Source organism: Bacillus sp. FSL K6-2861 (assembly GCF_038630725.1).
GTDB classification, from domain to species: Bacteria; Bacillota; Bacilli; order Bacillales; family Bacillaceae; genus Bacillus; species Bacillus velezensis.
In genome coordinates this window covers 2,173,304-2,199,996 of record NZ_CP152037.1, presented here as the reverse complement: position 1 = coordinate 2,199,996, position 26,693 = coordinate 2,173,304, and the positions used below count along the sequence as shown (strand labels likewise).

At 47.5% G+C, this 26,693-nt stretch carries 14 protein-coding genes, 1 tRNA gene and 1 pseudogene; 13 read left to right on the top strand and 3 right to left on the bottom strand.

Annotation, left to right across the window (positions count from 1 at the left end; all coding sequences use genetic code 11):
- Nucleotides 1–108 precede the first annotated feature (108 nt).
- Nucleotides 109–4,668 carry a glutamate synthase large subunit gene (gene gltB / locus NYE62_RS10640; RefSeq protein WP_342496934.1) on the top strand — a complete coding sequence of 1,520 codons (4,560 nt, stop codon included), beginning with the start codon at nt 109–111 and terminating at the stop codon, nt 4,666–4,668.
- Between the two features lie 16 nt (nt 4,669–4,684).
- Entirely contained in the window at nt 4,685–6,166 is a 1,482-nt protein-coding gene (gene gltD / locus NYE62_RS10635) for a glutamate synthase small subunit (protein WP_014418084.1), read from the top strand.
- A 323-nt stretch (nt 6,167–6,489) separates the two neighbouring features.
- On the opposite strand, the gene NYE62_RS10630 is transcribed toward gltD, so the two are convergent.
- Complete coding sequence (locus NYE62_RS10630; RefSeq protein WP_039251230.1) at nt 6,490–7,470, bottom strand: zinc-binding dehydrogenase; 981 nt, start codon at nt 7,468–7,470, stop codon at nt 6,490–6,492.
- 118 nt (nt 7,471–7,588) lie between these two features.
- Between NYE62_RS10630 and NYE62_RS10625 the strand changes: the two genes are divergently transcribed.
- The 4 genes and pseudogenes from NYE62_RS10625 (at nt 7,589) to NYE62_RS10610 (ending at nt 10,405) form a co-directional block, all read left to right on the top strand.
- On the top strand, nt 7,589–8,455 hold the full coding sequence (locus tag NYE62_RS10625; protein WP_342496933.1) for a LysR family transcriptional regulator: 867 nt from the start codon (nt 7,589–7,591) through the stop codon (nt 8,453–8,455).
- 51 nt (nt 8,456–8,506) lie between these two features.
- Nucleotides 8,507–8,737 (top strand): annotated as a pseudogene (locus tag NYE62_RS10620) (His/Gly/Thr/Pro-type tRNA ligase C-terminal domain-containing protein); the annotation flags it as partial.
- Between the two features lie 46 nt (nt 8,738–8,783).
- Nucleotides 8,784–9,086, top strand: coding sequence for a metalloregulator ArsR/SmtB family transcription factor (locus tag NYE62_RS10615; protein ID WP_199021982.1), 303 nt, complete (start codon nt 8,784–8,786; stop codon nt 9,084–9,086).
- A gap of 143 nt (nt 9,087–9,229) precedes the next feature.
- Complete coding sequence (locus NYE62_RS10610) at nt 9,230–10,405, top strand: MFS transporter (protein ID WP_007407356.1); 1,176 nt, start codon at nt 9,230–9,232, stop codon at nt 10,403–10,405.
- Between the two features lie 44 nt (nt 10,406–10,449).
- On the opposite strand, the gene ggt is transcribed toward NYE62_RS10610, so the two are convergent.
- A complete protein-coding gene (ggt, locus tag NYE62_RS10605) occupies nt 10,450–12,225 on the bottom strand; it encodes a gamma-glutamyltransferase (RefSeq protein WP_342496932.1) in 1,776 nt (591 codons plus the stop codon).
- Nucleotides 12,226–12,468: 243 nt separating this feature from the next.
- Between ggt and NYE62_RS10600 the strand changes: the two genes are divergently transcribed.
- From NYE62_RS10600 to NYE62_RS10590, 3 genes are all read left to right on the top strand, one after another.
- Nucleotides 12,469–12,699 carry an excisionase family DNA-binding protein gene (locus NYE62_RS10600; protein WP_003153848.1) on the top strand — a complete coding sequence of 77 codons (231 nt, stop codon included), beginning with the start codon at nt 12,469–12,471 and terminating at the stop codon, nt 12,697–12,699.
- A gap of 314 nt (nt 12,700–13,013) precedes the next feature.
- Entirely contained in the window at nt 13,014–13,559 is a 546-nt protein-coding gene (locus NYE62_RS10595; RefSeq protein WP_342496931.1) for a site-specific integrase, read from the top strand.
- A gap of 42 nt (nt 13,560–13,601) precedes the next feature.
- Nucleotides 13,602–13,674: transfer RNA gene (locus NYE62_RS10590), tRNA-Arg, on the top strand.
- Nucleotides 13,675–13,814: 140 nt separating this feature from the next.
- Here the strand turns inward: NYE62_RS10590 and NYE62_RS10585 are convergent.
- Nucleotides 13,815–14,357 carry an IseA DL-endopeptidase inhibitor family protein gene (locus NYE62_RS10585; protein ID WP_108724928.1) on the bottom strand — a complete coding sequence of 181 codons (543 nt, stop codon included), beginning with the start codon at nt 14,355–14,357 and terminating at the stop codon, nt 13,815–13,817.
- A gap of 226 nt (nt 14,358–14,583) precedes the next feature.
- On the opposite strand from NYE62_RS10585, the gene NYE62_RS10580 reads away from it, so the two are divergent.
- The 4 genes from NYE62_RS10580 (at nt 14,584) to NYE62_RS10565 (ending at nt 26,688) form a co-directional block, all read left to right on the top strand.
- On the top strand, nt 14,584–15,972 hold the full coding sequence (locus tag NYE62_RS10580; RefSeq protein ID WP_007407362.1) for an MATE family efflux transporter: 1,389 nt from the start codon (nt 14,584–14,586) through the stop codon (nt 15,970–15,972).
- Nucleotides 15,973–16,087: 115 nt separating this feature from the next.
- Nucleotides 16,088–17,056, top strand: a complete 969-nt coding sequence (locus NYE62_RS10575; RefSeq protein WP_039063411.1) for an aldose 1-epimerase — start codon at nt 16,088–16,090, stop codon at nt 17,054–17,056.
- Between the two features lie 18 nt (nt 17,057–17,074).
- Complete coding sequence (dacB, locus tag NYE62_RS10570; protein ID WP_342496930.1) at nt 17,075–18,550, top strand: D-alanyl-D-alanine carboxypeptidase/D-alanyl-D-alanine-endopeptidase; 1,476 nt, start codon at nt 17,075–17,077, stop codon at nt 18,548–18,550.
- Nucleotides 18,551–19,029: 479 nt separating this feature from the next.
- Nucleotides 19,030–26,688, top strand: a complete 7,659-nt coding sequence (locus NYE62_RS10565; RefSeq protein ID WP_342496929.1) for an amino acid adenylation domain-containing protein — start codon at nt 19,030–19,032, stop codon at nt 26,686–26,688.
- Nucleotides 26,689–26,693: the final 5 nt, after the last annotated feature.

The window sequence follows — 26,693 nt, the reverse complement described above, 5'->3', positions numbered from 1 at the left end:
TGATCTAAATTATATATTGTTTATATTGTTTTGAAAACTTACAATTAATTTAAAGTTGTCAGATTTTATGACCGATAATTAACGGAAACTGATCGGGGGAGAGGAATTATGACTTACAATCAAATGCCGAAAGCACAAGGTCTCTACCGTCCGGAATTTGAGCACGATGCATGCGGAATCGGCTTGTATGCCCATTTAAAAGGGAAACCTTCACATGACATTGTCAAAAAAGGACTGAAGATGCTTTGCCAGCTGGATCACAGAGGAGGACAGGGCAGTGATCCGAATACGGGTGACGGCGCCGGCCTGATGGTTCAGATCCCTGATGCTTTTTTTAAGAAAGAGTGCGGAGAAATGAGACTGCCGGAAAAAGGCCGTTACGGGGTAGGAATGGTCTTTTTCTCGCAAAATGAAGAGGAAAGAAAAAAGATTGAAAAACAGGTGAATGCATTCATTGAGCGGGAAGGACAGATCGTTCTCGGCTGGAGAACCGTCCCTGTAAATGTCGGAAAAATCGGAACAGTGGCACAAAGCACTTGCCCGTATGTGCGTCAAGTATTCATCGGCGCCGCAAACGATTTGAAAGACAGCCTTGCTTTTGAACGCAAACTGTATGTCATCCGGAAGCAGGCGGAAAATTGGGGCGTTCAAGAACAGCTTGATTTTTACTTCGCAAGCCTGTCAAGCCAGACTATTGTTTATAAAGGTTTGTTAACGCCTGAGCAGGTTGACGCATTTTATTTGGATTTGCAGGATGAAACCTTCGTATCTGCATTCTCACTTGTGCATTCAAGGTTCAGCACAAATACCTTTCCAACCTGGGAACGTGCTCATCCGAACCGCTATCTGATTCATAACGGAGAAATCAATACGCTCCGGGGCAACATCAATTGGATGAGAGCGAGGGAGCAGCAGTTCGTTTCAGAAAGCTTCGGAGACGATCTTCACAAAGTGCTGCCGATTTTAAATGCTGAGGGCAGTGACTCATCCATTCTTGATAATGCGTTTGAATTTTTCGTGATGGCGGGGCGGAAACCGGCACATACGGCAATGATGCTGATTCCGGAACCATGGACGGAAAACACTCACATGTCTAAAGCGAAACGGGCTTTTTATGAATATCACAGCTCTTTAATGGAGCCGTGGGACGGGCCGACCGCCATTTCGTTTACGGACGGAAAACAGATCGGCGCCATCCTTGACCGTAACGGCCTGCGTCCGGCACGTTACTATGTGACAAAAGATGACCATATTATTTTCTCATCTGAGGTCGGCGTTATTGAAGTAGAGCAGGAGAACATTCTTCATAAAAAACGTCTGGAGCCCGGAAAAATGCTGCTCATTGACTTAGAAGAAGGCCGGATTATTTCAGATGAAGAAGTGAAAACAGAAATTGCCAATGAATTCCCTTATCAAAAATGGCTTGAAGAAGAATTGGTTCAAGTGAATCCTGACCCGGAAATCCGGGAAGAGGAACAATTCGATGATCTTCTCGTCCGTCAAAAAGCGTTTGGCTATACGTATGAAGATATTCAGAAGTATTTAATTCCTGTTATTAAAGAAGGCAAGGACCCGCTCGGCTCTATGGGAAATGATTCGCCGCTCGCCGTTTTATCCGACCGCGCCCAATCACTGTTTCATTACTTTAAACAGCTGTTTGCGCAAGTCACAAACCCGCCGATTGACGCGATCCGCGAGCAGCTGGTAACTTCTACGGTGACCTGGCTTGGAGCTGAAGGCGATCTGCTGCATCCGAGTGAAAGAAATGCACGCCGCATAAAATTGTATACTCCTGTATTATCAAACGAACAGTTTTATGCGCTGAAAACACTTGTGCATCCTGACATTAAGAGCCAGAACATCCGCACGCTGTTTTCCGATGACCTAGAAAAAGGCCTGAAGGATTTGTTTCAGCAGGCGGAAAAAGCGATCAAGGAAGGCGTATCTCTGTTAATTTTATCTGACAGGGCAATGAGTAAGGAATTGACGCCGATTCCGCCGCTTTTGGCCGTCAGTGCGCTGCATCAGCATTTGATCCGCCAAGGTCTGCGAACAAAAGCAAGCATTATCGTTGAATCCGGGGAAGCGCGTGAAGTTCATCACTTTGCGGCTCTCATCGGGTATGGTGCAGATGCTGTCAATCCGTATTTGACTTACGCTACGTATAAGCAGGAAATCGATGAAGGCCGGCTTGATATTCCGTATGAAGAAGCTGTCAGCAAATACGGAAAGAGCGTAACAGAAGGCGTCGTGAAAGTGATGTCAAAAATGGGGATTTCAACTGTGCAAAGTTACAGGGGCGCCCAAATTTTTGAAGCGGTCGGCATCGGTGAAGACGTTATCGCTAAATACTTTACCGGTACTGCATCTCAGCTTGGCGGAATCGATATCGAAACGATTGCGCAAGAAGCGAAACAGCGCCATCAAGCGGCGTACAAGGATGATTACAGCCAAACCCTTGATCCGGGAAGTGAATTCCAATGGCGGAACGGGGGAGAGCACCACGCTTTCAATCCGAAAACCATCCATACGCTGCAATGGGCCTGCCGCAAAAATGATTACAGCCTGTTTAAGCAGTATTCTCATGCAGCGGATGAAGAACGAATCGGATTTTTACGCAATCTGTTCGCCTTCAAAGAAGACCGCAAGCCTTTAAAATTAGAGGAAGTTGAATCAGCTGCTTCCATCGTGAAACGTTTTAAAACAGGAGCGATGTCATTCGGTTCATTAAGCAAGGAAGCCCATGAGGCTTTAGCGATAGCGATGAACAGGCTTGGCGGAAAAAGCAACAGCGGAGAAGGCGGCGAGGACCCGAAACGTTTCGTTCCGGATGAAAATGGCGACGACAGAAGAAGTGCGATTAAACAGATTGCTTCCGGCCGTTTCGGCGTAAAGAGCCATTATCTCGTCAATGCGGATGAATTGCAGATCAAAATGGCGCAAGGGGCGAAGCCGGGAGAAGGCGGTCAGCTTCCGGGCAACAAGGTATATCCTTGGGTCGCGGATGTCCGCGGTTCTACACCAGGTGTAGGGCTGATCTCACCGCCTCCTCACCATGATATTTATTCAATTGAAGATTTGGCGCAGCTGATTCATGATTTGAAAAATGCGAATCGAAGCGCGCGTATCAGCGTCAAGCTCGTGTCAAAAGCCGGTGTCGGCACAATTGCGGCCGGTGTGGCAAAAGGCACTGCGGATGTCATCGTCATCAGCGGCTACGATGGCGGAACGGGCGCGTCGCCGAAAACAAGTATTAAACATACGGGTCTTCCGTGGGAGCTTGGTCTTGCAGAAGCTCACCAAACGCTGATGCTGAACGGTTTACGGGATCGCGTGGTATTGGAAACGGACGGTAAGCTGATGACAGGCCGGGATGTCGTAATGGCCGCCTTGCTCGGTGCGGAGGAATTCGGCTTTGCTACAGCGCCGCTCGTCGTTCTCGGCTGCGTCATGATGCGAGCCTGCCATTTAGATACATGTCCTGTAGGTGTCGCAACGCAAAACCCGGAGCTTCGCAAAAAATTCATGGGCGATCCTGACCATATCGTAAATTACATGCTGTTTGTCGCAGAAGAAGTGCGTGAATATATGGCGCAGTTAGGCTTTAAGACGCTTGATGAAATGATCGGACGGACAGACGTTCTTCATGTCAGTGAACGTGCGAAAGCGCATTGGAAAGCGGGCCAGCTTGATTTATCCACACTGCTGTACCAGCCTGAAGGCGTCCGCACTTTCCGTACGGCGCAAAACCATAAAATCGACCAGTCGCTTGATATGACGGTTATTCTTCCGGCGGTGCAGGCTGCAATTGAAGCCGGACAGGAAGCGGAAGCTGAAATCAAGATCAATAATACAAATCGCGTAGCCGGAACCGTGACGGGAAGTGAAATTTCTAAACGCTACGGAGCGGAAGGCCTGCCGGATGATACGATCAGACTTCATTTTACCGGATCAGCCGGACAGAGTTTCGGAGCATTTGTCCCTAAGGGGATGACGCTTCATTTGAACGGGGATTCAAATGACTACGTAGGCAAAGGGCTTTCAGGCGGAAAAATCATCGTGAAAGCGCCTGATGCCTTCAATTGTGAAACACACGATAACGTTATTATCGGGAACGTCGCATTTTACGGAGCAACAAGCGGGGAAGCGTACATTAACGGGCGCGCCGGTGAACGTTTTGCAGTCCGTAACAGCGGAGTCAATGTCGTTGTAGAAGGTATCGGAGACCACGGCTGTGAATACATGACAGGCGGCCGGGTTGTCGTCCTCGGCGAAGTCGGCAAAAACTTCGGGGCGGGAATGTCAGGCGGTATCGCATACGTCCTGAGTGATGATGCCAAAGCATTTAAACGCAAATGCAACATGGAAATGATTTCATTTGAAAAGCTGACGGATGAGGCGGAGATCAAAGAAGTTGAAGAAATGGTCAAACGGCATGCGGCGCTGACAAACAGCAAAAAAGCCGCAGATCTCCTGGACAATTGGGAAAAAGCCGCAGAAACCTTTATCAAAGTCATTCCGAAAAACTATAAACAAATGCTCCTCAGCATCGAAGAACAAAAAGCGGCGGGTTTATCAGAAGAAGACGCAATTATGTATGCTTTTGAAGCCAATACAAAGGTTCACCAAACGCCTGCCAAAGATCAAAAACAAGCGGTAGTACAGTAAGAAAGGGGAGAGGAACATGGGGAAACCAACTGGATTCATGGAAGAAAAACGAGAAAAACCGGCTGAGCGGGACCCTCTCACTCGCTTAAAGGATTGGAAAGAGTATTCGGCTCCATTTTCAGATGAAGCGTCAAAGCGGCAGGGGGCGCGGTGTATGGATTGCGGCACACCGTTTTGCCAAATCGGCGCTGATATCAACGGTTTTACGTCCGGCTGCCCGATTTATAATCTGATACCGGAGTGGAATGACCTCGTCTATCGGGGGCGCTGGAAAGAAGCCTTGGAGCGCCTTCTGAAAACGAATAACTTTCCTGAATTCACAGGGCGGGTCTGTCCCGCTCCTTGTGAAGGATCTTGTACGCTGGCTATTTCAGATCCGGCTGTTTCAATTAAAAACATCGAGCGGACGATCATTGACAAAGGTTTTGAGAACGGATGGATTCAGCCGAGAATTCCAGCGAAACGCACAGGTAAAAAAGTCGCTGTCGTCGGTTCAGGCCCGGCAGGTCTGGCAAGCGCTGATCAGCTGAACCAAGCCGGTCATTCCGTAACGGTCTATGAGCGTGCTGACAGAGCCGGAGGCCTGCTGATGTACGGCATTCCGAGCATGAAGCTTGAGAAAAATGTCGTCGAACGCCGTATTAAACTTTTGACGCAGGAAGGTATAGATTTTGTAACAAATACCGAAATCGGCGTTGACATAACGGCAGATGAGCTGAAAGATCAATTTGATGCCGTCATTTTGTGCACAGGCGCCCAAAAGCAGCGCAATCTGCTGATTGAAGGCCGGGAAGCAAAAGGCGTCCATTATGCGATGGACTATTTAACACTGGCGACGAAAAGCTATTTAGATTCCAACTTTAAAGACAAACAATATATAGACGCTAAAGGGAAAGACGTCATCGTAATCGGCGGAGGAGACACAGGAGCTGACTGCGTGGCAACCGCGCTGCGCCAAAAAGCGCGCAGCGTGCACCAGTTCGGGAAACATCCTAAACTTCCTCAAACGCGCACGAACGACAATATGTGGCCTGAACAGCCGCACGTCTTTACCCTTGAATACGCCTATGAAGAAGCGCAGGCAAAGTTCGGCAAAGACCCGAGAGAATATTCAATTCAGACGACAAAAATGGTGGCCGATAAGCAGGGCCGCTTACAAGAGATTCACACCATTCAAATGGAAAAAGTCAGAAACGAATTCGGAAAGTATGAATTTCATGAACTGCCCGGAACAGAAAAAGTCTGGCCTGCTCAGCTGGTGTTCATCGCCATCGGTTTTGAAGGGACGGAACAGCCATTATTGAAACAGTTCGGTGTCGATTCGGCAAATCATAAAATTCAGGCGGCATATGGGGATTATAAAACGAATGTTGACGGTGTTTTCGCCGCAGGGGATGCGAGAAGGGGCCAAAGCCTGATTGTATGGGCGATTAATGAAGGCCGGGAAGCAGCGCGTGAAGTCGACAGTTATTTAATGGGGAGCACTGTTTTACCGTAAATAAAGGGGTTTATTTATAAAACCGGCTGGGATCAGCCGGTTTTTCGTATTGAAATGAAACCTCCTTCTTCCTTTATTGGTCATACAAGGGTAACGCGGAAGATAACATATGGAATTTTGTTTTACAGAGTGGAGAGATTGTTTTCTTCCGCAGACTGAGACGATTTGCAAGCCTTGAGCAGTTGATCACGGTGCTGCTGACGGGCTCTGTGTGTCTGCAGTCGATTTGCGGGCAGATTTTAATTGATGAAGAAAAACATATTGAATTTCAAGCGGAAACGCTTATAAACAAATAAGGAAACGGACGGGTCCGCTCCTCTTTTTTAGACATCCAAACGAAAGCCGATATTGCCGAACTGCCGTCCTTCCCGCATTCTGTTAAAAGCGGCAGCTGCTTCACTGAGAGGGTACATGCGGTCGATAATGGGACGGATGCCGCAGCGGTTTACCAATTCCAGCATATCCGCAAATTCCTCATTGCTTCCCATTGATGTACCGAGAATATGAATCTGCGGAAAAAACAGCGAGCGAATAGGAAATCCGAGCTGATCGCCTGAACTGGCGCCAAATGTTACGATCCGGCCATTCGGTTTCATAATGTCAAGATAGTGTTGAAACAAGGCCGGGCCTACACCGTCAAGTATGATATCTGCTTTTTCGCCATTCAGCGCCTCATTCCAGTCACCGTAGCTGTCAATCGCCCGGTCTGCACCGTATGACAGTGCGGTTTGTTTTTTGTTTTCACTGCGGGAGGTGACGCTGACTGTCGCTCCGATAGCTTTTGCCATTAATAAGGCGTATGTTGCCACGCCGCTTCCGATACCCGGAAGGATAAGGTGTTCGCCTTTTTTTAATTGTCCTTTTGTAAATAAGGCGCGATAAGCGGTTAATGCTGATAACGGCAGCACGCCCGCTTCCTCCCATGTCAGGTGTTCGGGTTTTAAAACGGCATTTTCCGCAGGAACGATGACATAAGGTGAAAAGGTTCCGTCGCTCGGACCGCCTAAAATATCAGGGACGGCTGGTACGTCCTCAACAGTCTTCCAATTCAGCACCGGGTTGATGATGACTTCTGCATGCAGTAAATGAGACCGGACGCCGTGTCCTATTTCGGTTACGATTCCCGCGCCGTCTGAACCGAGAGTAAATTCATGGTTTCCGGTTTCGTGGTTTTTCATTAAAAACAAATCACGATGGTTTAGTCCAGCTGTTTTTAGCTTTATTTTTACTTCGCCGTTTCCCGGCCTTTTGTCAGGTGCCTGCCTGAAATCAAAGCCATTTTCGTGTATGATAAGGGCATTCATCATTCTTCTCTCCTTTATGATTGATGAGAAAGATTTTACAGGCTGTATCAGCTGCAGTAAATAAATGAAAATTGATAGCCGGCTATCAATAAAAATCATAGCAAGAAGGTGCCCTTACATGGAAAGCGGAGACTTAAAGATTTTTCAGGCTGTCGCCCGCAAAGGAAGTATTTCAAAGGCGGCAGAAAGCCTGCATTATGTTCAATCAAATGTGACAAACCGGATTCAGCAGCTGGAACGACAATTGCAAACACAGCTTTTTTACCGCACAAATCGGGGGATGACGCTGACGCCCGCAGGTGAAAACTTATTGAAAGACGCAGACAGAATCCTTCAATTGCTGCATGAGGCGCAAAAAACGGTGCAAGAGGCAGGCGATCCGAACGGCCCGCTTCGAATCGGTTCTCTTGAAACGGCGGCAGCCGTCCATCTCCCTCAATTTTTCACAGAGTATTGCAGCCGCTGCCCGAAAGTACAGCTGTCTCTGTCAACCGGTGATACACATACCTTAGTGCAGCACGTCTTACATTATGAGCTGGACGGCGCTTTTGTTTATGGTCCGGTCGAATACGAAGATCTTGAGCAAGTCGCTGTATTTCAAGAAGAATTGGCCTTGGTTTCAAATAAGCGGGAAGGCAGTTTGCAAGACTTGTTGCGAGATCCGATTCTGTATTTTGCCGCGGGCTGTTCGCACCGCCGTAAAATAAAAAACATACTGAAAGAAGAGGCAGTGCCCGCACATAAAATCATTGAATTCGGTACGTTGGAAGCCATTATTGGGGCGGTGCAGGCGGGGATGGGGGTTTCCTTTCTGCCTGCATCAGCCGTCCATTATTTTCAAAACAGGAAAAATCTTTTTCTTCATGAGCTCCCTGAACAGTTTCGGGATATGAATATATCATTTATCTACCGGAGTGATTTATTTTTGACATCGGCGTTTGAAGAACTGCTGAATGGATTAAAAGCATTACCGAACGGAAGATGAGAAAACAGGAGAGCTGTGTACGCCAATTTTTTTCGTTCCGGTTTTTCTCAAAAGAAAGCGGGTATCCGGGCTGAGCTTGATCAGCGTGATGAAAAACTCGGCTATAAAATCAGAGAAGCACAAATGAAAAAAATACCATATATTGCAGTTGTGGGAGATCGAGAGTGCCGCCATCAATCTGTACATGTAAGGCAATACGGGCGGGAAGACACATTTGAAGAGAATGTGAGTGATTTTATTTCCCGGATCATAAGAGAGGCAAAACAAAAAATAGAGATTTAATAAAAACAATATTGACATATCGTAAAATCACGATATAATAAAGCGTATGAAACCTATTGATGTTTTTAAAGCGTTGTCTAATGAGTCACGGGCTGAGATTTTGCAATGGCTGAAAGAGCCGGACCGTCACTTCGCACCGCATGATGGCATTGATATGAATGAGATCGGAGTGTGTGTCAGCCAGATCACCGATAAGCTTCAGATGACACAGTCAACGGCGTCTCAATATCTTTCCATCCTTCAGCGGGCGGGCCTTATCCAAACAAAACGGATTGGCAAATACACCTATTATAAAAGAGATGAAGACGCGATAAAGGCGATGGCCGATTATTTTCAGCGTGAAATGTAGGGCTGAATCCTTTAGAAGAGGGATTCAGTTTCTTTTTCTGACTACACATCGACATATTGCGATTTGTTTCTTTTTGTTCAACTCTTTATATCGATATATCACAATATATCTTTATATAAATCATCAATGAAGGAGTGTGTCAGGTGCAAAATACCTGGAAGATTTACATTTTGGCAATTATCAGTTTTTTAGTGGGGACGTCTGAATATGTGATATCAGGGATGCTTGATAAAATTGCAGGTTCCTTGGGAGTTACTGTGGCAGCGGCAGGGCAGCTGATTACGATTTTTTCACTTGTTTATGCAATCGGAACGCCTGTCATGATGGCCCTTACAGCAAAACTGGACAGAAGGAAGCTCATGATCTATGCTCTGGGGCTGTTTGTTATCGGGAATATCATTTCTTTCCTTGTGCAGGGATTCGGCTTATTTGCGGGAGCGCGGGTGATCATGGCGCTTGGAGCAGGAACTGTGGTGGTCACCGCGCTTACGATCGCAGCAAAAATCGCTCCCCCGGGAAAACAGGCAAGTTCTCTCGCAACCGTCATTATGGGGTTTACGGCGGCGCTCATTATCGGTGTTCCGATCGGAAGAACCGTGTCTGAAGCTTTTGGCTGGAAGGTGGTTTTTGCCGGAATTGCGGCAATCGGAATCATTGCCATGCTTATTATACGTTTCGCGTTGCCTGAGATAAAAGGAGATAAACCGGTGCCGCTCATTCAGCAATTTTCTCTTTTGAAGAAACGAAAGGTGGCTGTCGGGCTGGCCATTACGTTTTTTTGGCTCGGAGGCTACTCGGTTGCGTATACGTACCTTTCTCCGTATTTACTGAACGTCACTCATATCGGCAGCGGAATACTGAGTACATTGCTGCTTATTTTCGGTGTTGCAAGTCTTGCTGGTTCTAAAGCAGGCGGTTTCAGCGCAGACAAATGGGGGGCGCGTATGACATTAACCGGCGGAATGGCGCTTCATGCTATCATGCTCATGTTATTGCCGTTTGTCACACATTCTGCTTTCGGAGCGGCGGCAGTGCTTATTTTTTGGTCCTTCGCCGCCTGGTCATCTGGGCCTGCTCAGCAGTATCATTTGGCAACGATGGAGCCTGAATCATCGGGTGTATTACTTGGCCTCAACCAGTCTGTCATGCAGCTGGCTATGGCAGCCGGAGCGGGCATCGGGGGCATTGTTGTCACCCATCTGTCTCTTGCGTCAGTGACATGGATCGGATCAGCGGGTGTTGTCATCGCGATGTGCGGCGTGCTTTCGCTTGCGTCATTAACGTCTGAAAAAACCTCATCTGAATACAGTGCAGAATAAACAAAAGCCTCATTTCTCAGCTTGAGAAACGAGGCTTTGTCTTGTCATTTTTCACATTTTTTCAAGTTTACGCCGATTGCGGCTCCGTTTCGGCTTGAGTCGGCAACTCCGGTGAAGGTGCCGTTTGCACGGTCAATCAGGATGCTTTGCACATTACCGATATCAACCGGGCTGCTGCCGAATTTATGCCCCATTTCGTTCAGTTTTGTGCGGGCTTCTTCCGGCACTCCTTTTTCATATCGATAGGATGTCATGCTGTTTGTGTAAATTCTCGGCTCTTCGACCGCCGCTTTCAGATCCATGCCGTACTCAACTTTGTTCAGGATCGTTTGCAGGACGGAAGAAATAATCGTTGCTCCGCCGGGGGAGCCGACAGTCAGGACAGGTTCGTTATTTTTGAATAAAATAGTCGGAGTCATGCTGCTGAGCGGACGTTTATTCGGCTGCACTTCATTTGCGCCGCCAGGCACCGCATCAAAGTCTGTTAACTCATTATTCAACACAACGCCGTATCCGGGAACCATAATGCCGGAACCGAACAGCTGTTCAATCGTTGTCGTATAAGATACGACATTGCCGAAGCGATCAGTTACCGTGAAATGAGTCGTTTGGCCTTCTTGTTTGTCAGTCGGCTGCTCCACTTGTTTATAGTTTGCAGAACCTTCCTGATAGGCCCAAGGGTCGCCGGCTTTCGGTTTTTTATTGACTTTATCAATATCTATCAGCTGTCTGCGGGCATTGATATAATCTGGATTCAAGAGGCCTTTGAGAGGGACGTTGACGAATTCTGGGTCCCCGGCAAATGCGGCGCGGTCAGCATAAGCCAAATGCATCGTTTCTGCGAGAAGCTGATATTTTTGCCAAGAACGGATATCATATTGAGAAAGCTTAAAATCATCCAGAAGGTTCAGCATTTGCAACAGGAAAACACCGCCCGAGCTTGGAGGAGGAGCAGTTGCGATATGATAGCCCTGGTAATCTCCCCAGATCGGTTCGTCAATCGTCACATTGAAGTTTTTAATATCTTTTTCTGTCATTGAGCCGCCGAATTCCTGCACTGTTTCCGCAAGCTTTTTGGAGAATGCTCCGTCATAGAATGCTTTTGTGCCTTTGTACTTAATAGCTGTAAATGTTTTGGCTAAGTCTTTTTGGATGAGTGTGTCTCCTTCTTTCAGAGGTTCTCCGTCCGGAAGAAACACGTCTTTTGCAGCAGTGTGTGATAATTTGTCTTTATAATCTGAGATGGCATCAGCTAAAACCGAATCGATCGGAAAGCCTTTTGAGGCAAGTTTAATGGAAGGGGTGATGAGTTGTTTCATGGAGCGTGTGCCCCATTTGTCGAGCGCTTTTTCTAGTCCTTTTAATGTTCCTGGAACACCGACTGCAGTCCCTTTCGTAACGCGTTCGGAGAAAGGGATGGCTTTGCCGTTTTCGTCAAGGAACATATCCGGTGTTGCGCCTGCCGGTGCGCGTTCCCGGCTGTCGATAATGGTGGTGTCTTTCGTCTTCGCATCATAAACCATCATAAATCCGCCGCCGCCGATTCCCGACATCATCGGTTCAGTTACGTTTAATGCGAATTGAATGGCAACCGCGGCGTCAATTGCATTGCCGCCTTTTTTCAGCACGTCGGCACCGATTTGTGAAGCGAGAGGGTGGGCGGTGGCAACCATGCCGTCTTTGCCGACATCTACCTGTTTGTAGTCGTCATAGGAAAACGGGTGTTTCTTAGCCTGAGCGTGATAAGGGATGCTTCCGGCCGCGAGCAACGTACTGAGCAGAACGATAAAACAGAGATTCATAAACTTTTTCTTTTTCATAGTCTGCCTCCTTTGTTTTCCGCTTACAATTATAGAGTAAGTAAAATGTGCTGTTTTCACAAGTGACAAACGGAATAGTCCGATGCGCAAAAAGTTGGGGTTTCTGTGTGAATGTAATCAGTCGCAAATAGGCTAAATGGGAAACCGGACTGAAAAAGCTGTGAAACAAGCATAAAGACAAAAAATAAGCTACAATGAACAAAACAGAATTCACTCACATGACATATGAAAGGAACGTGAGCCATGTATTTAACGATCAAAGAGACAGCGGAGTTTACCAGTCTTCCTGAAGAATATGTGCACAATCTTGTTTTGACGAATAAAATAAGGGCCGTCCATGACGGACAGCAATATTTAATCAACAAGGAACAATTTCAAACCCATCTCGAACAGCTGGAAAAATATAAGGAAATGATTCAAGAGTTTTTAAATGAGCCGCTTCCTGAAGACATTGATGTAAAAGATGAAGACTAGGACACAATTTCATATTGTGTCTTTTTTTGCATTTTTTTCGGTTGCTCACAAAAAAACGGATGCTCAGATTTCCTTTTAAGGCCGTTGTTTTCATTTTTTAATGTCTTGAGTCTCTATTTGTTTAAAAGCTTGTCACCGGGCTGAAAATGATGTTTTTGAGGGATTTGTTGAAACTGCGTATCTGATTCACCTTATGTAACACTATGTATATTATGTTACATAAGACCCTTTATCCTTTATCATTCAACGGGTTTCGGCTATAATAGTAACATAATGCTCAATATGTTACTTTACCAATTATAAGGGGTTTTTTGATGCATATCGTACAGCCGATCCGAAGTTTGGAGAAGATCCAGGAAGTCAAACAGTATTTAATGAAGAAAAGTGATCGTGATTATTTTTTATTTATTTTCGGCATGAACAGCGCACTGCGGATTTCAGATGTTCTGCCGCTTCGCGTGAGGGATGTCAGGAACAAAGACCATGTGTGGGCAACCGAAAGCAAAACGAGAAAGAAAAGAAAAATTCTGATACTGGAGTCTTTAAAGGCCGACATATACGCTTATACAAAAGACATGAAAGAGGAGGACTATTTGTTTAAATCGAAACGGACGAATAAGCCCATATCCCGGATTCAGGCATACAGAATATTAAAGGAAGCGGCTGCCGCTTGCGGGTTGGAGGAAATCGGAACGCACACGCTTAGAAAGACGTTCGGGTATCATTTTTATCAGAGGACAAAAGACATTGCTGAACTGCAGAGGATTTTGAATCATTCTTCTCCGTCTATTACAATGCGTTATATCGGAATAGATGAAGATACGACGAGAGCCGCCTATAAAGTGTTCGGAGGGCTGTAGGCTTGAAAAAAACGGCCGCCAGCGTTACTATAATAGAAGCAGGCTCTAGTAGCACAGCGGATAGTGCAGCAGTTTCCTAAACTGCAGGTCGGGAGTTCGAATCTCTCCTAGAGCGTTTTTGTATGAGATAGGCGCAGCTTAATAATGTCGGTAAAACAGAAACCCCCTTGTTATACAAGGGGGTTTTGAGTTGAATATTTTGTGAAAACCTGGTGGAAATGATGTGAAAAAAGCCCGCTGTAAGCGGGCTTTTTCTTATATGACAGCATCAAATTGATTGACTTTCCAAACGTTGTTTTCTTTTACGAATGTTACATCGCGTTTTGCTGACGGAGAACCGTCAAGAGTCGGTACAGTGAAGCGGTATGTTTGGATGCTTCTTTTTTTAGAAAGAAGGGTCATTTTTGCTTTTTTCCAATTCAGGAGGTTATCTCCGTCGCCGACCGGAACAGCCAATTTGCCGTCTTTTACAGTGAAGTGGTAATCTTTGAGCCCTTTGTCAATCGCTTGCTTTGTAAAAGCGGGTGTCAGATATTTTACGGCTTTCGCTTTTGTTCCGAGGTCTTTGCACATAAATACATATTGCAGATTTTGATATTCAAACGGTTCAGATGTGCAATTTGCGTTTGATTTAAGCGCACCGCCGCTCATTGTGTTCCAGAAATGTTCTCTCGCTGACAGGGCCAGCTGAAGTGCTTGTTTTTGTGTAAGGTCATTAGGTGCATTTTTTGCGGTCGCCGCAGTGCCCAATGACAGAATCAATGTAATAGTAGTGAGGAATAATAGCCATTTTTTCATGATATAATCTCTCCTTATCAATCTCTTTCTCTTATGTTACAAATGTTACAATAATTACGGTAAGATTACAATACCTTTTCAGAAATATTTTCCGGACTTTTTATTTTTATGGTTTATTTCCATGTAAGACGCGAGAAAAAGATAAAGAGTTTCATTGAACAAAAGGTTTTTACAAGCTGTCTGCTGAATAATAAAATGGAAGAAAATCAAAAAAGGAGTCCTACATATGGAAGTACAAGATCATTTAGAAACAGCGGAAGGCCGCGGCCAGTCAGTCTGGCGATCGATGTCACTGTTTTTAGTGCCGCTGCTTTTAAGCAATGTATTGCAATCTGTCGGCCAATTGGTCGGAATGGTATTTGTCGGAAGGTGGCTCGGAGTCGATGCGCTTGCCGCTGTATCGTCTTTTTTTCCGCTGTTTTTTCTGCTGATCTCCTTTACGATCGGAATCGGTTCGGGAAGTTCCATTCTGATCGGGCAGGCTTACGGCGCGAAAAACGAAGAGAGGATGAAGGCGATTGTCGGCACTACACTGACTTTTACCTTTATGCTCGGTGTTGTCCTGGCAGTTGTCGGCAGTGTGTTTACGCTTGATATTCTGCGGTTGATGGGAACGCCGGAAAACGTAATAGATGTCAGTGTCCGATATGCGCGCATTTTGTTTTGCGCAATGCCGCTGATGTTTTTATATTTTGCGTATACGACATTTTTACGCGGAACGGGAGATTCAAAGACCCCGTTTTATACGTTAATCGTCAGTACAGTCATAAACATCGGGCTCTTGCCCTTATTGATTCTCGGGCTTTTCGGACTTCCGAAGTTCGGCATTTACGGTTCGGCGTATGCAACCGTGATTTCAAACATCGTGACATTTATCGTACTCATGGTTTATTTGCGGAAAAGGAAACATCCATTGGCATTTGACCGGACTGCGCTCCGTTCTCTTAAAATGGACAAAAAGCTGCTCGCGCTTTTACTCCGTCTCGGTATTCCGTCGAGCATCAATATGATTCTCGTGTCACTTTCTGAAATTGCGGTCATTTCATTTGTCAATCATTACGGATCAAACGCGACGGCTGCTTACGGGGTCGTCAACCAAGTGGCGAGTTATGTGCAGATGCCGGCGGTAAGCCTCGGTATCGCCGTTTCCATTTTTGCCGCCCAATCCATTGGCGCCAATCAATTCGGCCGGCTGAAACAGGTCATCAAAGTCGGCATCGGCCTGAATTATTTGATCGGCGGGGTTTTGATTGTGCTGATTTACACCTTCTCCCGGCAGATACTTGCTTTGTTTTTAACAGATCAGGATACACTCCACATTGCCCGCAATCTGATTATGATTACCCTTTGGAGCTATTTGATTTTCGGTCACGCTCAGATCGTTTCAGCGACAATGCGGGCGAGCGGTACGGTGTTATGGCCGACGATTATCAGTATTTTTGCGATTTGGGGAATTGAAGTGCCTGTGGCCTTTATTCTTTCTCATTATACGAATCTCGGCATTCTCGGCATTTGGGTCGGTTATCCGGCGGCTTTTGTCGTCAGCCTGCTGCTGCAATACGGATATTACCGGTTTGTATGGAAGAAAAAACAGATTACCCGGCTGATTCAATAAGGTTTTACCGCACATCGCTCAGTTCATACGGGCGATGTTTTTTTTAGAGAAGGAAAATGAGTTTAGAAAATGGAATTCCTATACATGCTAGAAAACAAGGAAAGGGCAGGTGCTTATGACGATTGAACATACGACTTATTTAGGGGCTTCAGCCATAAAAGCGGAGACTGATCAGGCTGAATGCATCATTGTGCCGGAGTGGGGATCAAATGTCATATCGCTTCGGGATAAAAGAACCGGTATGCGGCTTCTGAGAGAACCGGAAACTGCGGAGCAATTCCGCAAAAAACCGATGCTGTACGGCATTCCCGTTTTATTCCCGCCGAACCGGATTACGGATGGGACGTTTCGTTTTGACGGCCGCGCGTATCAATTTGAGATAAACGAAGAGGATAAACATAATCATATTCACGGCTTTCTTCACAATCAGCATTGGAAAGCGACGGCAGCGAAAGAAGAGGGGGATGGAATGAAAGTCGAAACAGAAATTGATCTTTCAAAGATTCCCCGTGTTCATAAACAATTTCCGCACGATGTCATTGTCCGGATGACCTATACATTAAAAGACAATGTGTTTACGCAGCGGGCGCTGATTATGAATAAGGGAACGGAGGCTTTTCCTTGGGGGCTCGGCTATCATTCAACTTTTGTTTTCAATGAAGAGCGATCCCGTCTATTTTTGACGGCTGACCGCATGTGGGAATTAAATGAACGTTTCGTGCCGACGGGCCGTTTATTGGATGTTCCTGATAAAGAAGCGTTCCGTCATGGGATGTCTTTGAAAAATAAACAGTTTGACGATGTTTTTCTTTCTTCCGGACGGAATGGCGGCAATAATGAAGCTGTTATTTATCATCCGGATGAGCAATTATCCGTTTTGTATCAAGCAGACACGTCTTTCAAGCATTGGGTGGTATATAACGGTGACGGAAAGCAGGGGTTTGTCAGTCTTGAGCCTTATACTTCCGTTACAGATGCATTTAATCTGAATCAGCCTGCATCACTGACAGGGCTTCAGATTCTGAAACCGGGCGAAGAAGCGGCTGCGTCATCCAGGATCACCATTTTGCATGACGAAGAATAGGAAAGAGGCGGGATAACATTGAAAACATATGTGAAACGCTTGTGCGCGGTGATTCTGCTTTTGGTCATTGCCGCAGTTCCTTATATTGATGAGGCGGCTAAGGCGGCTGAACAAAAAAATACTTTGCAAAAAGAGCTGGAACACATTCTGGATGAAGAACCTGCTTTAAAGGGAGTTTCAGCGGGCGTCAGTGTCCGGTCAGCAAAAACAGGGGAGGTGCTGTTCGGCAGCCGGGAAGATATGCGGCTGAGGCCTGCATCACTAATGAAGCTGCTGACGGCATCTGCGGCGCTTTCCGTTCTCGGAGAAGATTACACCTTTAAGACAGAAGTACGGGCAGACGGCGCCGTGAAAGGAAAACAGCTGCGCGGAAACCTTTATCTCAGGGGAAAAGGCGATCCGACCCTATTGGCTTCTGATTTTGAGAAGATGGCTAAACAGGTCAAAGCCAGAGGCATCCATGTCATTAAAGGAGATCTGATCGGGGATGATTCGTGGTATGACGATACCAGGTATTCAGTTGATCTTCCGTGGAGTGATGAAGGCCAATATTATGGCGCGCAAGTATCAGCTCTTACCGCTTCCCCAAATGAGGATTATGATACCGGAACGGTGATTGCGGAAATCAGCCCGGCAAAACAGCCCGGTAAAAAGCCGCGCATTTCGATTTCCCCCCATACGGACGTCGTTCGTGTGAAAAATGAAGTGAAAACCGTCGCTTCTGATGAAGCGAAAGAATTGACGGTTGAACGGGAGCACGGCGGCAATGTGATTACGATAAAGGGAACCATACCTGCCGGCTCGGCAAAGGCAAGAGAATGGGCGGCAGTGTGGGATCCGTCGTCCTATGCTTTAGATTTATGGAAACAAGCGCTTACTAAACAGGGTATAACTGTAAAAGGGAAAATCAGAACAGGGCGAATGCCGCACCGTATCCAGCTCGTCACATCACGGACATCCATGCCTCTTTCAGAATTATTGATCCCGTTTATGAAACTGAGCAACAACGGGCACGCCGAAATTCTGATCAAGGAAATGGGAAAAGTGAAAAAAGGGGAGGGCAGCTGGGAAAAGGGCTTGGACGTGATGAAATCGGAGCTCAAATCGTTCGGGCTCAATCCGGATAAATTGATTGCAAGAGACGGATCCGGCGTTTCTCATATTAACGGCGTATCCGCCAGTCAAATCGGAGAGCTTTTGTATGCGGTTCAGAAAGAAAAGTGGTACCCGGCTTTCCTTCGTTCGCTCCCTGTCGCCGGTGCAAGCGACAGAATGACGGGAGGCACTCTTCGGAACCGGCTGAAGAATACTCCGGCAGAGGGCAAAATTAAAGCGAAAACCGGGTCACTAACATCAGTCAGTTCGATTGCCGGCTATGCAGACACAAAAACAGGAGATACGCTTATTTTTTCCGTGCTTCAAAACGGGCTGCTTGACGAAGATGACGGAAAAGACATTGAAGACAAAATCGCAGTCGTGCTGGCAAATCAATAAGAAGGGCCGAATCCTTAGAGGATTCGGCTTTTTTTGATGTCTGTAAAACATTATATTGCGATTATGAATCAATCTTTTCAAAAAGTAATATCGGCAATATCCTTCCTTTTTTTTACATATCGCTTTCTTACATGTTCACCGATTATTCATTTTTTAACATAAAACTTCTTTTCGGGAGGAAAACCTTTTTAAAAGCGCAATTAATTATACATTTTATTCCTTATTATAGTGTTTAAGAACCAGTTTACAGTATGCATACATACCGTTTTACATGGTATAAAGATTATAGAAATGAAGAAGTGAAGTGAGGAATATATACTATATTCTAAAAAATGTTAGAGAAAATTTAATTTTTTATTGTGATTTCTAAAATATGTTTTAAAATAATGCTTATATGGATGATTAAGTCATATGCTGTCGAAATTTAATTGTAATTATTTCACTTTCTTATCCTCTTAAATTGAAGCGGAGGGATTCCATTGGAGAACACTGTTTATTCTTTAACTCACGCACAAAGAAGAGTGTGGTTTACGGAGCTGCTCGAACCGGGCACAAGTATCTGCAATCTCGCGGCATGCGTCAAATTCAGGGGGGACATCGATTTTGACGTACTGCGCCATGCTTTAGATTTTTCTATCTCGCAAAATGATTCGCTCAGGTTTCAACTGACAGAAGGGGACGGATCAGAACCCCAGCTGTATCTTGCGGGGCATCGGCCGATTTCTCTAGAGACTGTTGATTTTACTCATACTGATCAGGCAGAGCGGGACGCATGGATTGACACGCAGACCCGTGTTCCGTTCAAGCTGTTTCATTCACCTCTGTATCAATTTACTCTGCTTGTCATGTCAGACGAAGAAGTTTGGCTTTATTCAAAATTTCACCATATTATCATGGACGGCATCTCGCTCAACCTGCTCGGCAACCAGCTCATTGATATCTACCAAAAGATCATGCGGAGCGAGGATTTAACTGAACACCACAGACCTTCCTATCTCAGCTACATGGAAAAAGAACAGCAATACTTACAGTCTTCCCGTTTTCAAAAAGACCGTTCATTTTGGACTGAAACATACCGAACCGTTCCGGAACACCTTTCACTGGCGGAACGAACCTCTCATCTTAGACAAAGCACTGCGGCTTCCAGAGATACAATCACTCTTTCTCACTCCTTAGAACAATCAATCCGGCTTTTTTGCAAAGAAAATAATATCAGCATCATCTCTCTGTTTATGGCTTCGTTATACATATGCATCAGCCGTCTGACGGCTAAAAAGGATATTGCCATCGGCACTTATTACGGAAACCGGGGCTCCAGGCTCGAAAAGGATATGCTCGGCATGTTCGTCAGCACACTGCCGATCAGAATGACGGCAGATCCTGATGCAGAGTTCCTGTCCTTTGTCCGCAGCGTAGGAAAAGAGCAGCTGTCTGTTATGCGGCACCAGAAATATCCTTACAATCTTTTTGTGAATGAATTAAGGCAGACTCATCATGACCTGCAAAATATCATCGGTATTTCGATGCAGTATCAGCCGCTTGAGTGGCGTAAGGCAGACGGTTTCGATTATGAAACGGCCATGTTTTTCAGCGGACATACCGCAAACGAGCTCTCCATTTTAATTAAGGAGCGGACAGATACGGGATTGATTGAGCTGAATTTTGATTACCAATCCGCTTTATTTACTGAAAAATCGATTAAACGTATTCAAACTCATTTGCTGACGATCGTTGAAAATGCCGTTAGAAATCCAGACCGGCTGATTCGGCATATTGATATGGTGGATGAAAAAGAAAAGAAACGGGTGTTATCTTCGTTTAACCGTACAGAAGCGGTTGAACCGCCGGCTCCGACGCTTCACGGGCTGTTCACCCGCCGTGCCGCGCTTTCGCCGCATCGTCCGGCGCTTCGTTTTCCGGACGGTATGCTGACGTACGCCGAGCTTGACCAGTACACAGACAGGCTCGCCGCTCGGCTCCGCCAAAAAGGCGTCCGCAAAGAAAGCATGGTCGGCGTGCTCGCTGAACGCTCGCCGGAGATGGTGGTTTCAGTGCTTGCCGTGTTAAAAGCGGGCGGCGCCTACGTGCCGCTTGACCCGGAGTATCCTGAGGACAGGCTGCGCTATATGCTCGATGACTGCGGCGCTTGTCTCCTGCTTGCACAGCCGGGATTATCCGTTTCCGGTTTTTCCGGAGAAACGCTAGAAGTGTCTCTTTCTGCTCTGACAGGCGAGACGGAGACAGGGGCTGTCTCTGACGAAGCGGATGCTGATTCGCTCGCTTATATCATTTATACGTCCGGTTCGACGGGAACACCGAAGGGAGTGGCTGTTGAACACCGTCAGGCCGCCGCCTTTTTATCAGGGATGCAAGGGCAGTTCCCGTTGACGGAAGAGGATATTATCGTGCTGAAATCATCCTTTTCTTTCGACGCTTCCATCTGGCAATTGTTTTGGTGGACGATGTCCGGCGCCTCCGTGTATCTGCTTCCGGCCGGCTGGGAGAAAGATCCTGTGCGGATGATTGAAGCGTTTGCCTCAGAAAAGGTGACGACCGCGCATTTTATTCCGGCGATGGTCAACAGCTTTTTAGACGCGCTGGAAACGGAGCCTGCGGAAACAAGAACACGCCTCGGCAGAACCTTGACACGCGTGTTTGCCGGAGGGGAAGCTCTTTCACCGCTTACGGCTGCCCGGTTTGCCGATCTTCTGCCGGAGACCGTGCTCATTCACGGCTATGGACCGACGGAAGCGACGGTGGATGCGGCGTTTTACGTCTGTGACCGAAAACGGGACAGCGGACGGACGCGGCTTCCGATTGGTAAACCCGTTCCGGGTGCCCGTCTGTATGTATTAGATAGCGGAGGAACCATCCAGCCTGCGGGCGTGGCAGGAGAGCTGTACATCGCGGGGACAGGGGTGGCCCGGGGCTATCTGAACCGGCCTGAGCTGACGGAGGAGCGCTTTCTCAATGATTCGTTTTATCCGGGAGAACGCATGTATCAGACGGGCGATATCGCACGCTGGACAGAAGACGGCCTAGTCGAATGGCTCGGACGTTCAGACGGACAGGTGAAAGTCCGCGGCTACCGGATTGAACCGGGAGAGATCGAAGCGGCGATCCGGCGCATCGACGGCATTCGTGAGGCGGCGGTCACCGCCCGGAACGAACACGGCGAAACCGCGCTTTACGCCTATATTGAAGGACGGGAAAGCGATGACGTGCGGGCGGAGCTTGCGACACGCCTTCCGGCTTACATGATGCCGGCTCAGTTCATAAAGATGGCCGAATGGCCGGTCACACCGAGCGGAAAGCTTGACCGCCGCGCGTTGCCGGCTCCCGGCGGAGCGGCAGACAGACAGGCGTACACCGCCCCGCGGAACGTCACGGAAATGAAGCTTTGCGCCCTTTGGGAAGAGGTGCTGAAAAACGGCCCCGTCGGCATCCGGGATCACTTTTTTGAGCGGGGCGGCCATTCGTTAAAAGCGACGGCTCTCGTCTCCCGCATCGCCAAAGAATTCGGTGTTCAGGTGCCGTTACAGGACATCTTCGCCCGGCCGACGGTGGAAGAGCTCGCTTCGGTTATTCAGGACTTGGAAGAGAGCCCGTATGAAGCGATTCAGCCTGCGCAAAAACAGGACACCTACCCGGTGTCTTCGGCGCAGAAGCGGATGTATGTGCTCCAGCAGCTTGAAGACGGCGGTGTCGGCTACAACATGCCGGCTGTGCTGGAACTGACGGGCCCGCTTGACCGTGTCCGGCTGGAGGAGACGTTCCGGCAGCTTGTGGAGCGGCACGAGTCGCTCAGAACGTCCTTTGAAACGGGGCCTGACGGCGAACCGGTGCAGCGCATCCATGACAGCGTACCGTTTCAGCTGGATGAGGCCGAGTCAGCTGACGCATTCGTCCGGCCGTTTGGTCTGGAGGAAGCGCCGCTCTTCCGTGCGGCTCTCGTGAAAGAATCGGACGAACGTCATCTTTTATTAACGGATATGCATCATATTATTTCTGACGGTGTGTCCGTCAACACCTTGATTAAAGAATTCGGCGAGCTGTACGTAGGCCGTTCGCTTGCGCCGATGCGCCTTCAATATAAAGACTATGCCGTCTGGCAGCGGTCATTTCAGGAGAAAGAAGGGTATCAGAAGCAGGAAGCCTATTGGCTGAAGCGGCTTGAAGGAGAGCTTCCGGTGCTTGAGCTTCCGGCTGACAAGCCCCGTCCGGCTGTCAGAAGCTTTGCGGGCGGCAGCGTATCGTGCACGCTTGACGCTGAAACGGCATCCGGCCTTCACCGCATCGCCCGGGATCACGGCTCCACTTTGTATATGGTGCTTCTCGCCGCGTACAATGCGTTACTCGCGCGCCTGAGCGGGCAGGAAGACATCATCGTCGGCTCGCCGATTGCCGGGCGTCCGCACAAAGACCTCGAACCGATTCTCGGCATGTTCGTCAACACGCTGGCCATCAGAACGGAGCCGAAAGGAGACAAACGGTTTACCGATTACTTGGCGGAAGTCCGCCAGGCGGCGCTTGAGGCGTATGAGCATCAGGACTATCCGTTTGAAGAGCTGGTGGAACGGCTCGGCGTGCAGCGGGACATGAGCCGCAATCCGCTGTTTGATGCGATGTTTATTCTTCAGAATATGGAGCGAGAAGAGATAAATCTGGCCGGTCTGAAGGTGTCACGATCAGAACATACCGAACATGATGTATCAAGTTTTGACCTGACCTTATCAGCGGCTGAATCCGATGGAAACATCCGCTTTGAAATGGAATTCAGCACCGAGCTTTTTATGAAAGAAACGATTGAACGCTGGATGGGCCACTTACTGAATCTCTTGCGCCATGTTGCCGCCGAACCGGAAGTCACACTATCGAAAGCTGACATTTTGGATGAAGAAGAAAAACAAAAGTTACTGATTGAGTTTAATAACACACAAACCGAATTCATGGAAAAACACAAACTGTTTCACCGACTGTTTGAAGAGAAAGCAGAAGAAACGCCTCATCAGACCGCTGTTATTGAAGGAACACAACAGATCAGCTATTCGCAGCTTAATGAGCGGGCAAATCGGCTTGCGCGAACATTACACAAAAATGGATTCGGTCCGGGAAAAAGAGCAGCTATATTGGCAAACCGTTCGATTGAAGCGATCGTCAGTGTTCTTGCCGTCATGAAATCGGGAGGGGCGTATATACCAGTTGACTCCCATTATCCTGAGGAACGGATTCGCTATTTATTAAAAGACAGCGCGGCATCCGTCTTGATGGTGCAGTCAGAATACAAAGAACTTGCTTCACAGCTGACGGATCACAATTTATTTCTCATTCAGCTTGATCATGAAGATCAATATGATATTTGTGCAAAGAATATACAGCCGGCAGCGTCTCCGGATGATACTGCATATATCATATATACTTCGGGAACAACGGGAACGCCGAAGGGAGTCGAAGTCAGAAATCGCAGCTTTACGCATGCAGCACTTGCATGGCGAAAAATTTATGAGCTTGATCGTAAACCAGTCAGAGTGCTGCAGATGGCGAGTTTCTCATTTGATGTATTTTCAGGGGATCTTGCACGCGCCCTGCTAAACGGGGGAACGCTTGTCATTTGTCCGGATGACGTCCGGCTTGAGCCGCAACAGCTTTATCGGCTCATTGATCAGCACCGTATCACGTTTATGGAGTCGACACCCGCGCTGATTGTTCCGTTTATGGAATATATATATCGCCGGAAGCTCGCGCTGCAAAGTGTAAAAATACTGGTACTGGGTTCAGATATGATCAAGTCGCAGGATTTTTATACGCTTCATGAACGCTTCGGAAAAGAAATGCGGATCATTAACAGCTACGGTGTAACAGAAGCGACAATTGATTCTTCGTATTATGAAGCCGAAATGAGCGAAAAGCCGCGGGAAGATGATGTGCCGATCGGTGTTCCGCTTCCGAATGTACAAATGTACGTCTTAAACAAAGACAAACAGGTCCAGCCGATCGGCGTTTTCGGAGAGCTGTATATCGGAGGGGCCGGCGTCGCCAAAGGATATTGGGGACAGCCTGAGCTGACAGAGGGCGCATTCAGTGACCCGTTACAAACGGGAGAAACGCTTTACAGAACCGGAGATCAGGCTTGCTGGCTGCCGGATGGTACTCTTCGTTTTCAAGGGCGGATTGATAAGCAGGTAAAAATCAGAGGCTACAGAATTGAGACGGGAGAAATAGAAAGTGTGCTTTTGAAACACGATCAAGTCAAAGAAGCGGCTGTTACCGTGATGAAAGATGCCGAAGGACAAGCCCGATTAGCGGCATACATCGTTCCTAAAGAGGCCGATATCTCATCACTTCGCCAGTCTCTAATGCAGGAACTCCCGGCTTATATGATGCCGTCCCATATTATCGGTTTAGACAGCATGCCCCTGACACTGAACGGCAAACTTGATAAATCGGCATTGCCGGCAGAAGAGATACATTCATCCCAGGCATTTGTCGCGCCCGGCGATGAAAAACAGGTGATGTTATGCCGGATTTGGGAAGATGTGCTTCATATTCAGAAAGCGGGAATCCATCACTCTTTCTTTGAGCTTGGGGGAGATTCCATTAAGGCGCTTCAAGTGTCAGCCCGACTCGCCGGAGAAGGCTGGAACATGTCGATCCGCGATTTGTTTCAATTCCCGACGATTGCAGAACTCGCGAAGCACCTCACGCCGGCTGTTGCAACTGCTGATCAGGGGCCGATAGAAGGAAGCGCTCCGCTGACACCGATCCAGCAGAGATTTTTTGAGGAGCCGGGTGCGTTTGAGCTTCATTATAACCAAGCGGTCATGCTGTGCAGTGAAGACAGCCTCGAAATAGATGCGCTGTATCAGGCGGTTTGCGCGCTGACCGAACATCATGATGCGCTGCGAATGACTTTCACTGAAAATGAGCATGGGGAAACGGTTCAATATAATCGCGGAATCACAAAGCAGTATGAAGAAATATTTACGCTTAACGTCATAGATCTTTCAGAAGAAACGCAGCCCGAAAAACGGATAGCCGCTGAGGAAAAAGAAATACAGCAGGCTATGCGTCTTGATCAGGGGCCTCTGCTTCATCTCGGAGTGTTCCGTCAGAAGGAAGCCGACCATCTTCTTATAACGATTCATCATCTTATCGTGGACGGCGTGTCATGGAGGATATTGCTTGAAGATCTGCAGACAGCTTATCAGCAGGCATTGGACGGCAAACAAATTGAACTGCCGCCGAAAAGCGATTCTTATATAAAGTATGCCGAAGAACTTTTTGACATTGCCAAAAGCAAAGCATTGCTGGAGGAAGCCGCATACTGGGACAGCGTGATGTCTAGTGAAACAGCGCCGCTGCCGAAAATAACTGATGAAAACGCCGGACGATTGCAGGAAAACGCGCGCACTGCATCGTGGATATTAAGCAGCGAAGTCACGAAACAGCTGCTGTTGGAAACACAGCAGGCATACGGAACGGATGTTCATGAATTGCTTTTAACGGCGCTTGGAATGGCGCTTCATGAGTGGACGGGTTCTGAACAGATCCTTATCAGCACTGAGGGGCACGGGCGCCAGGGGCATATGCCTGACATTGATATGTCAAGAACGGCAGGATGGTTTACATCTGTTTACCCGGTGCTTTTGGATATGAGAGTGCCGGGAGGCTCAGGCGAAAAAACCGCTCACCGCATAAAGACGGTAAAAGACATGATGAGACGGGTTCCTCATCACGGAACCGGCTACGGGCTGCTGAGATATTCGCGAAACATTCTTTATAAAGACCCAGAAATAAGCTTTAACTATCTCGGTGCGTTTGACGGTCTTGAAGGGACACTGAAGATGTCACCGTTCAAGCCGCAGCATGATATAGCGGCCGGGCGCATCCGCGAGTTTGATCTGGATATTAACGCGATGGTGGCGGCCGGGCAACTGGAGGTAAAAGCCGTTTATACCGATGTATTTGCACCGGGGGCAATCGAGTTCTTCATGAATCGTTTCCATACTCACATCGAGGACATCATCGCCCACTGTTCCGGCAAGAAAGAGCGGGAAAAAACATTAACGGATTACAGCCATACAGAATTGACCGCTCAAGCACTATCAAGCATTGAGGATCTCGTAAAAGGACTTTAATTTCA

Bases quoted from the DNA above. Each gene is read 5' to 3' on its own strand.
- gltB (WP_342496934.1), top strand. From the start codon at position 109: ATGACTTACAATCAAATGCCGAAAGCACAAGGTCTCTACCGTCCGGAA.
- gltD (WP_014418084.1), top strand. From the start codon at position 4,685: ATGGGGAAACCAACTGGATTCATGGAAGAAAAACGAGAAAAACCGGCT.
- NYE62_RS10630 (WP_039251230.1), bottom strand. From the start codon at position 7,470: ATGAATGCCCTTATCATACACGAAAATGGCTTTGATTTCAGGCAGGCA.
- NYE62_RS10625 (WP_342496933.1), top strand. From the start codon at position 7,589: ATGGAAAGCGGAGACTTAAAGATTTTTCAGGCTGTCGCCCGCAAAGGA.
- NYE62_RS10615 (WP_199021982.1), top strand. From the start codon at position 8,784: ATGAAACCTATTGATGTTTTTAAAGCGTTGTCTAATGAGTCACGGGCT.
- ggt (WP_342496932.1), bottom strand. From the start codon at position 12,225: ATGAAAAAGAAAAAGTTTATGAATCTCTGTTTTATCGTTCTGCTCAGT.
- NYE62_RS10600 (WP_003153848.1), top strand. From the start codon at position 12,469: ATGTATTTAACGATCAAAGAGACAGCGGAGTTTACCAGTCTTCCTGAA.
- NYE62_RS10595 (WP_342496931.1), top strand. From the start codon at position 13,014: ATGCATATCGTACAGCCGATCCGAAGTTTGGAGAAGATCCAGGAAGTC.
- NYE62_RS10585 (WP_108724928.1), bottom strand. From the start codon at position 14,357: ATGAAAAAATGGCTATTATTCCTCACTACTATTACATTGATTCTGTCA.
- NYE62_RS10580 (WP_007407362.1), top strand. From the start codon at position 14,584: ATGGAAGTACAAGATCATTTAGAAACAGCGGAAGGCCGCGGCCAGTCA.
- NYE62_RS10575 (WP_039063411.1), top strand. From the start codon at position 16,088: ATGACGATTGAACATACGACTTATTTAGGGGCTTCAGCCATAAAAGCG.